Genomic DNA, 8,166 nt, shown 5'->3' with positions numbered 1-8,166 from the left:
ACGGGCGCCGCGACCAGCCACCACCGCCGGCGCCGCGGCCGGGCCGCCGCCGCCGCCTTCGGCCGCAGCAGCTCCCCGATCTCCGCCACCGCCGCCGCCGCGCTCGGCGGCCGCCGGGCCGGGTCCGGCTGGGTCAGCGTGTCGATCAGCCCCTTGAGCGGCTCCGGCACGCCCGAGGTGTCGAGCGGCTCCTCCTTCCGCCGCAGCACCTCGCCCGGGCTCCGCCCCACCTCCGGCACCCGCCCGCGGTAGACGGCCAGCAGCGACGCCCCCAGCGAATAGAGATCCGACCGCGGCTCGGCCCGCCCGTGCATCTGCTCCGGCGCGGCATATTCGTACTTGCCCGCGAAGTCGCTCCCCACGATCGTCCGCGCCCCGGCGCTCGAGTCCTTGGCGATGCCGAAGTCGATGATCACCGCCTCCGCGGGATCGTCGCCGCGCAGGATGATGTTGTCGGGCGAGAGGTCGCGGTGGACGATGTTCCGCCCGTGCGTGGCGACCAGCCCCTCCGCCACCCGGTGCGCGACGACGAGCAGGTCGCGCGGCTGGACGCTCCGCTCCATCCAGTCGGCGAGCGGCGTGCCGTCCACATGGTCCATCACCAGATAGACGTGCCCCTCGGCGGTCCGGCTGCAGTCGGTATAGCGCACCACCGCCTCGTGCTGGATGTTGCGCATCTCCTCCTCGCGCTTCATCAGCTCGAGGTAGGCGTCGTTGTGCGAGAACTCCCGGTTCAGCGCCTTCACCGCCACCACCCGCCCGGTGATCTGGTTGCGCGCGCGATAGACCTCGCCGGTGCCCCCGCGCCCGAGCACGCCCTCGATCTCGTAGGTGTTGTTGAGCACCTGGCCCTTGCGGAAGATGTCGCCGGGCAGCGGGTCGATCATCGCCATTCCCGCACGTTGGCCACCGGCAGCGGGGCCCGGAGGCATCTTCCCCGGCTCCCCCGAGGAGACTGGTGAAAATTCCCGCCGAATGTGGCAAGCTACAGCTTTTACGGATGGCTATTCAAGCGACATGCATAGGAGCGCCGCCATGCCGGCCCGCACGACTTCCCAGGTATTCAAGCGCAAGGAACTGGTCGACCGGCTGAACCCGACCTGCCGCCTCGCCTTCAAGGCCGCCGGCGACGCCGCGAAGCTGCGCGGCAACCCCTACGTCGAGCTCGCCCACTTCGTCGAGCAGCTCGTCCTCGCCGACGGCGCCGACGTCCAGCTCATCCTGCGCGAGGCCGGCGTCGACGCTGGACGCATCGCCGCCGACATGACCCGTGCGCTCGACAGGCTCCCCTACGGCTCCACCTCGATCCAGGACTTCTCCGACCACGTCTTCCACGCCATCCAGGAGGGCTGGAGCTGGGGCGCGCTGCACGCCCGCGACGAGACCGTCCGCTCCGCCTACATCCTGCTCGCAATCCGCCAGGTCGCGGTCCTCGACGCCCTGCTCACCCGCATCAGCACCGAGTTCGAGAAGATCGATGCCGAAGACATCGCCGCCCGCCTCGAGGCCGTCCTCGAGGGCTCGACCGAGGGCGCGCGCCCCGCGGCCGACGCCCCGGCCGCCGCGCCCCGCCGCGCCCCCGGCGGCGACTCGGCGCTGGCGAAGTACGCGACCGATCTCACCGCCCGCGCCCGCGAGGGCCGGATCGACCCGGTCGTCGGCCGCGACCCCGAGATCCGCCAGATCATCGACGTGCTGATGCGGCGGCGGCAGAACAACCCGATCCTCACCGGCGAGGCCGGGGTGGGCAAGACCGCCGTCGTCGAGGGCTTCGCGCTGCGCCTCGCCGAGGGCGACGTCCCGCCGATGCTCCAGGGCGTCAGCCTCCGCATGCTCGACGTCGGCCTGATGCAGGCCGGCGCCAGCGTGAAGGGCGAGTTCGAGAAGCGCCTGCGCGCCGTGATCGACGAGGTGCAGGCCTCCGAGACCCCGGTCATCCTCTTCATCGACGAGGCGCACACCCTCATCGGCGCCGGCGGCGCCGCCGGCACCGGCGACGCGGCCAACCTCCTCAAGCCCGCGCTCGCCCGCGGCGAGCTCCGCACCATCGCCGCCACCACCTGGTCGGAATACAAGCAGCACATCGAGAAGGACCCGGCACTGACCCGCCGCTTCCAGGTGGTGAAGATCGAGGAGCCGGCCGAGGCGGCCGCCGTCGAGATGCTGCGGGGCGTCGCCTCGACCCTGGAGAAGCACCACCGGGTGCAGGTCCTCGACGAGGCGATCCAGGCCGCCGTCGCCCTCTCGCACCGCTACATCCCCGCCCGCCAGCTCCCCGACAAGGCGGTCAGCCTGCTCGACACCGCCTGCGCCCGCGTCGCCGTCTCCCAGCACGCCACCCCGGCCGAGGTCGAGGACCTCCGCCGCCGCAAGGCGATGCTCGAGATCCAGAAGGGCATCATCGACCGCGAGGCCGCCATCGGCATCGACGTCGAGGCCCGCCGGGCCAAGCTCGAGGCCGCGGTGGAGGAGAACACCCCACGCCTCGAGGCCGCCGAAGCGCGCTGGGAGGCCGAGCGCGCCCTCGTCACACAGATCCTCGACCTCCGCGCCCGCCTCCGCGGCGAGGGCGTCCCCCTCGACGCCCCCGCCGAGCCCGAGCCGGCGCTGGCCGGGGTCGGCGACGCCCCGCTGCCGAACCCCGCCCCCCCGCCGCTCCCGGACCGCGAGGCCGACCTCGCCGAGCTCCGCCGCCTGACCGCCGAGCTCGCGGCGGCCCAGGGCGAGACGCCGCTGATCCTCCCCTCGGTCGACCGCAACGCGGTGGCCGCGGTGGTGCAGGACTGGACCGGCATCCCCACCGGCCGGATGCTGACCAGCCAGACCGAGAAGGCGCTGAAGCTCGCCGGGATCCTCGCCGAGCGGGTGGTCGGCCAGGACCACGCCATGGAGATGATCGCCCGCCGGGTGCAGACCAGCCGCGCCGGCCTCGGCGCCCCGGAGAAGCCGGTCGGCGTCTTCCTGCTCTGCGGCCCCTCCGGCGTCGGCAAGACCGAGACGGCGCTGGCGCTGGCCGAGACGCTCTACGGCGGCGAGCAGAACCTCATCACCATCAACATGTCGGAATTCCAGGAGGCGCACACCGTCTCGCTGCTGAAGGGCGCGCCGCCCGGCTACGTCGGCTACGGCAAGGGCGGCGTCCTGACCGAGGCCGTCCGCCGCAAGCCCTACTCGGTGATCCTCCTCGACGAGGTGGAGAAGGCCCATCCCGACGTGCACGAGATCTTCTTCCAGGTCTTCGACAAGGGGATGATGGACGACAGCGAGGGGCGGCGGATCGACTTCAAGAACTGCCTGATCCTCCTGACCTCGAACGTCGGCTCCGAGGTCATCATGCGCGCGACCGGCGGCGGCGCCGAGCGCGGCGCGATCGAGGATCTCGACAAGGCGCTGCGCCCGCCGCTGCTCAAGACCTTCCCCGCCGCCTTCCTCGGCCGGGTGGTGACGATCCCCTACTATCCGCTCAGCGACTCGATGATCGAGTCGATCGCCCGCGCCCGGCTCGCCCGCATCGCCCGCCAGCTCATGGCCGGCCACGAGGCCGAGCTCGTGGTCGAGGACGGCGTGCTCGCGCTCATCCGCGCCCGCTGCACCGAGGTCGAATCCGGCGGCCGGATGATCGACGCGATCCTCACCAACACGCTCCTGCCCGAGCTCAGCCGCGGCGTCCTCGGCCGCTCGATCGAGGGCGAGCGGCTCGCCCGCGTGACCGTCGGCGCCGACGCCTCGGGCTTCACCTACGCCTTCGAATGACCGGCCCCGCGGGGCCGGCTGCTGCCGTCAACGAAGTTTTAACCTGACGAATCCGTTTGAGATCAAGATGATAAGTATAGTTTCGCGCGCGAAATCCTCAGCTGATCGCCTGGAACTCCACGCGCCGGTTGATGCCGGCCAGCGGATCGCGCTCGTCGTAGGGGAACTGCTCCCCGACCCCGACCGCCTGCAGCCGCGCCGGATCGAGCCCGCAGTCGTTGACGAAGAAGCGCTCCACCTCCTCGGCGCGCAGCACCGAGAGCTGCTGGTTGTACCCCGCCGACCCGGCCGCATCGGTATGCCCGACGATCCGGAGCACCCCCACGCCCGCCTTGTCGATCGCGCTGCAGACCGTCCTCAGCAGCGGCTTCTGGCTGTCGGCGAGCACCGCGGAATCGAAGGCGAAGGTGACCTGCACGTTGACCTGCTCGTCCTTCGGCAGGCTCCAGTGCGCCAGCACCGGCGCCTCGTCCCCCGCCCCCGGCGCCTCCAGCACCCCGGGCACCGCCTCGGCGACATCGCTCCCGGTCGCCGGCTGCAACACCAGCGGCCCGCCGGCGCTGCCCGCCCCGGACAGGGTCGGCGCCTCCACCGTCGCGCCCGGCGCCGCCTCGGCCTCGGGCGCGATGTTGGTCAGCACCAGCCCGCGCGTCGGCCCGAGCGCCGGATTGGCCTCGACCGCGCGGATCGCCTCCCGCTGCGCGACGAAGCGTGCCGCGATCTCGGTATCGGTCAGGGTCTGGGCATCGGCGGAAATGCAGATCCCCGTGGCTGTCGCCACGGTGGCGGCGAAAAGCTTGCGGTTCAACTTGCGGGCTCCCGGCAACGAATGTTTTGCCCGTTCTTATTGTACTATACCATGCCGGAGCACGCAAACGTTCCGGCCGCGGCGCTTCGGCCGTCCGGGACACAACGGGACGCCGGCGCCATGAGCGCAGCTTCGCAAGCGGGCGGGTGGCGCCGATGAGGGGCCCCACGACCAACGTGCCGCCAGGCCCGCCCGACCCGCCGCCGCCCCCCGAGCTCGTCGCCACCGGGGCCGGGATCAGCCACCGCGGGCTGGTGCGCGCCGTCAACGAGGACGCCATCCTGATCGACCCGACCGGCGCGCTCTGGGCGGTGGCCGACGGCATGGGCGGGCACGGCCACGGCGATCTCGCCGCCGACCTCGCGATCGACGCCCTCGCCCGCGTGCCACACGTCCCCGGCGGGCGCAGCCTGCTCCGCCGGGCCTTCGACGTCGCCCAGGCCGAGGTGCGCCGCCGCGCCGCCGCCGACCGCCTCGGCGAGATCGGCGCCACCCTCGTCGCCCTCCTGGTCGAGGACGGCGGCGCCACCCTCGCCTGGGCCGGCGACAGCCGCGCCTACCGGCTGCGCCGCGGCACCCTCGAGCGCCTGACCCACGACCATTCCCTCGTCCAGGAGCTCGTCGACCGCGGCGAGATCAGCGCCGCCGAGGCCGAGCTGCACCCCCAGCGCCACATCGTCACCCGCGCCGTCGGCGCCGGCGAGGCCGCGCCGCCCGACTTCGCCGACCTCGCGCTCGAAGCCGGCGACGTCTTCCTGCTCTGCTCCGACGGCCTGACCCGCTGCGTGCCCGACCCCGCCATCGCCACCTTCCTCGCCACCGCCGGCGAGCCCGCCCCGACCTGCCGCTCCCTCGTCGAGGCGGCGCTCGCCGCCGGCGCTCCCGACAACGTGTCGGTGGTGGTCGTCTCGATCGGCGAGGCCCCGCGATGAAGGCCCAGAGCGTGATGGCCGCCATCGTGATCGGCGCGAGCCTCATCCTCGCCGCCATCGCCTTCGCCCTCGTCAGCCAGATCCTCTCCCGCGCCGGCGGCACCGCCACCGAAGCCACGCTCGCGCGCCTCGAGCGCGAGTCCGAAGCCCAGACGGCGCGGATCGCGACGCTGGAGAGCGCGATCGCCGAGCTGAAGCGCCACCCTCGCCGCCCCCACCCCGCCCCCGTCGGTCTCCAGCCTGCCCGCCGAGCTGCCCGCCGACCAGTTCGGCGGCGATGCCGCCGCCCCCGACGCCGAGGGCCTCGTCGACCCGATGCAGCTCGCCAAGACCCGCTTCAACCGCACCGTCGAGCGCCCCCGCCCGCAGTTCCTCCGCGAGCTCCTCGGCGACCCGCGCCAGACATACTCCGACCAGTGCCAGCCGGTCACCAACCCGCGCCTCATCGCCGCCCTCGAGACCCGCCAGATCGGCAACTTCCGGGTGACGATGCTGAAGCCCGCGCTCGATTCCTTCCAGCAGGTCATGGACCGGCTCCGGAAGGAGGAGCCCGAGATCTATGCCTCCCTCGGCACCGCCGGCGCGCTCTGCGCCCGCCACGTCCGCGGTGCCCCCAACACCGTCAGCTCGCACGCCTGGGGCGCCGCCGTCGACCTCACGCTCACCGGCAACCTCGACCGCATGGGCGACGGCGCCACCCAGTTCGGCCTCGTGGTGCTGGCCGAATTCTTCAACGACGCCGGCTGGTACTGGGGCGCCGGCTACGGCCGCGAGGATTCGATGCACTTCGAGGTCGGCGAGGCCCTGCTCCGCCAGTGGGTCGCCGACGGCCGCATGTGATGGCCGGCCCGGGCGGCCCCCGCACCGTCGTCCGCCGCCCGCCGGGCCCGCCGCGCGAGGACGTCTTCGCCGCCCTCGCCGGCCCGATGCTGGCGCTCGCCGCCGAGGCCGCCCGCGCCCCCGACCCCGACCCGGCCGCGCTCGCCGCCGAGGCCCGGCGCCGCGCCGAGGCCTTCGAGATCGCCGCCCTGCAGGCCGGCGTCCGGCGTGACGCCGCCCTCGAGGCGCGCGACGCCCTGCTCGCCGTCCTCGAGTCGCGCGCCCTCGGCAACCCGGCGCTCGCCCGGGGGCGCTGGGCGCAGGCCCGCCGCCGCGCCCTCCCCGGCGTGCCCGAGCCCGATGCCGACCTCCTCGCCCGCCGCCGTGCCGCCGCCGAGGCGGCCGGGCCGCGGGCGCGCGACCTCGCCCGCTTCCTGCGCCACTGCGAGGAGGCGGTGCAGGCCGCCCCGCCGCCCCGCGCCGCCGGCGGGATCCGCTGGGGCCTCGCGCTGCCCCTCCTCTTCCTCGCCGCCCTCGCCGCATGGGCGGGCTGGGCCGAGTGGCGCTACGCGAGCCGGCTGCTCGCGCGGATGCCGGCCGTCGAGGACACGGTCCGCCGCGGCGAGGCTTCGCCCGCGGCCGCCGCCCGCGATCTCGACGCGATGGCGGCCGCCGTCGCCGAGGTGGAGGCGGAGGCCCCCCGCTCGCCCCTCGGCCTCGCCCCCCGCCTCGGCCGCTTCGGTCCCGGCGCGGCGGCGCGCGCGCGCTACACCGCTGCCGCCGACGCCCTGCTGCCGGCGCCGCTCGCGGCGGCGATCGCCGAGACGCTGGCGACCGAGGGCGGCTCGCTGCCGCTCTACGACACGCTCCGCACCCTCGCGATCCTCGAGGGCGCGGCCGACTGGCAGCCGGGCTTCGTCGCCGGCTGGCTGGCCGAGCGGGCCGGCAGCGATCCGGCCCTCGGGGCGCTGGCCCCGCACGCCCGCGCGCTCTCCGGGCCGCTGCACGACCCGCCCGCCCAGGACGAGGAGCTCCTCGCCCAGGCCCGCGAGATCGCCGCCGAAGGCGACCCGGCCGACTTCGCCTTCCTCGAGCTCGCCCGCGACCCGGGCGTCCAGGCGCTGCCCGGCTGGTCGCCGGCGGACGTCCCCGACCTCGCCACGGTCCTCGTCCGCCGCTCCGGGCGGCCGATCGACCAGGCCATCCCCGGGCTGCTGACCGCCGCCGGCTGGACCGCCGCGACCGGCAGCGCCGGAGAGGCCGCCGCCCGCCGCGCCGCGGCCGAGACGGCGCGCGTGACCGGCCGGACCGCCGAGGCCCCGGTCGACCAGGAGATCCTCCTCGAGGAGCTCCAGCTCCGCACCCTCGACGCCTGGTCGGAGGAACTCGCCGACCTGCGCGTCAAGCCCTTCACCGACCAGCCGGGCTCCGTCCTCATCAGCGGCACCCTCGGCCGCAGCGGATCGCCGCTCGAGGCGCTTTTCCGTGCGGTCTGGCACGAGATCGGCGGCGACGACCGGCGGCGCAGCCACCTGAACCAGCTCCGCATCGCCACCCGCTTCGGTCCGATGATCCAGTTCGTCGAGCAGGGCCACATGGCCGAGATCGCCCAGCTCTTCGCCGGCCTCAACGTGGCGCTCTCGGCGCTCGACGCCGACGCCGAGGTGGGGCGGCGGCGACTCATGGACGTGCAGGCCCGCGCGGCGTCGATCGCGGCGCTGAACCAGGCACCGCGGCTTCTCGTCCAGATCGTCGAGGACGTCCTCGCCCAGACCGCCGCCACCCAGCAGGGCCTGCTGAAGCCGCGCGCGGCGCTCGAATGGCAGCGCGACCTCGCCGGCGCCTGCCGCTACG

At 74.4% G+C, this 8,166-nt stretch carries 6 protein-coding genes; 4 read left to right on the top strand and 2 right to left on the bottom strand.

Annotation, left to right across the window (positions count from 1 at the left end; genetic code table 11):
• A partial coding sequence (locus tag Q0112_RS11600) for a serine/threonine-protein kinase (RefSeq protein WP_297975483.1) occupies nt 1-887 on the bottom strand: 887 nt, incomplete at its 3' end.
• A 148-nt stretch (nt 888-1,035) separates the two neighbouring features.
• Between Q0112_RS11600 and tssH the strand changes: the two genes are divergently transcribed.
• Nucleotides 1,036-3,753, top strand: a complete 2,718-nt coding sequence (gene tssH / locus Q0112_RS11595) for a type VI secretion system ATPase TssH (protein ID WP_297975481.1) — start codon at nt 1,036-1,038, stop codon at nt 3,751-3,753.
• A gap of 97 nt (nt 3,754-3,850) precedes the next feature.
• Here tssH and Q0112_RS11590 read toward each other — a convergent pair whose 3' ends face one another.
• Entirely contained in the window at nt 3,851-4,561 is a 711-nt protein-coding gene (locus Q0112_RS11590) for an OmpA family protein (RefSeq protein WP_297975479.1), read from the bottom strand.
• A 155-nt stretch (nt 4,562-4,716) separates the two neighbouring features.
• On the opposite strand from Q0112_RS11590, the gene Q0112_RS11585 reads away from it, so the two are divergent.
• The 3 genes from Q0112_RS11585 to Q0112_RS11575 form a co-directional block, all read left to right on the top strand.
• Complete coding sequence (locus Q0112_RS11585) at nt 4,717-5,493, top strand: protein phosphatase 2C domain-containing protein (RefSeq protein WP_297975477.1); 777 nt, start codon at nt 4,717-4,719, stop codon at nt 5,491-5,493.
• A 315-nt stretch (nt 5,494-5,808) separates the two neighbouring features.
• A complete protein-coding gene (locus Q0112_RS11580) occupies nt 5,809-6,333 on the top strand; it encodes a M15 family metallopeptidase (protein WP_297975474.1) in 525 nt (174 codons plus the stop codon).
• Nucleotides 6,333-8,166: ImcF-related family protein (locus tag Q0112_RS11575; RefSeq protein ID WP_297975471.1), on the top strand; the 1,834-nt coding region annotated here is incomplete at its 3' end. The genes Q0112_RS11580 and Q0112_RS11575, both read left to right, overlap by 1 nt.

Source organism: uncultured Amaricoccus sp., from assembly GCF_937858865.1.
Lineage (GTDB): Bacteria > Pseudomonadota > Alphaproteobacteria > Rhodobacterales > Rhodobacteraceae > Amaricoccus.
The sequence above is the reverse complement of the archived record's forward strand: the minus strand, read 5'-3'. Positions and strand labels throughout refer to the sequence as shown.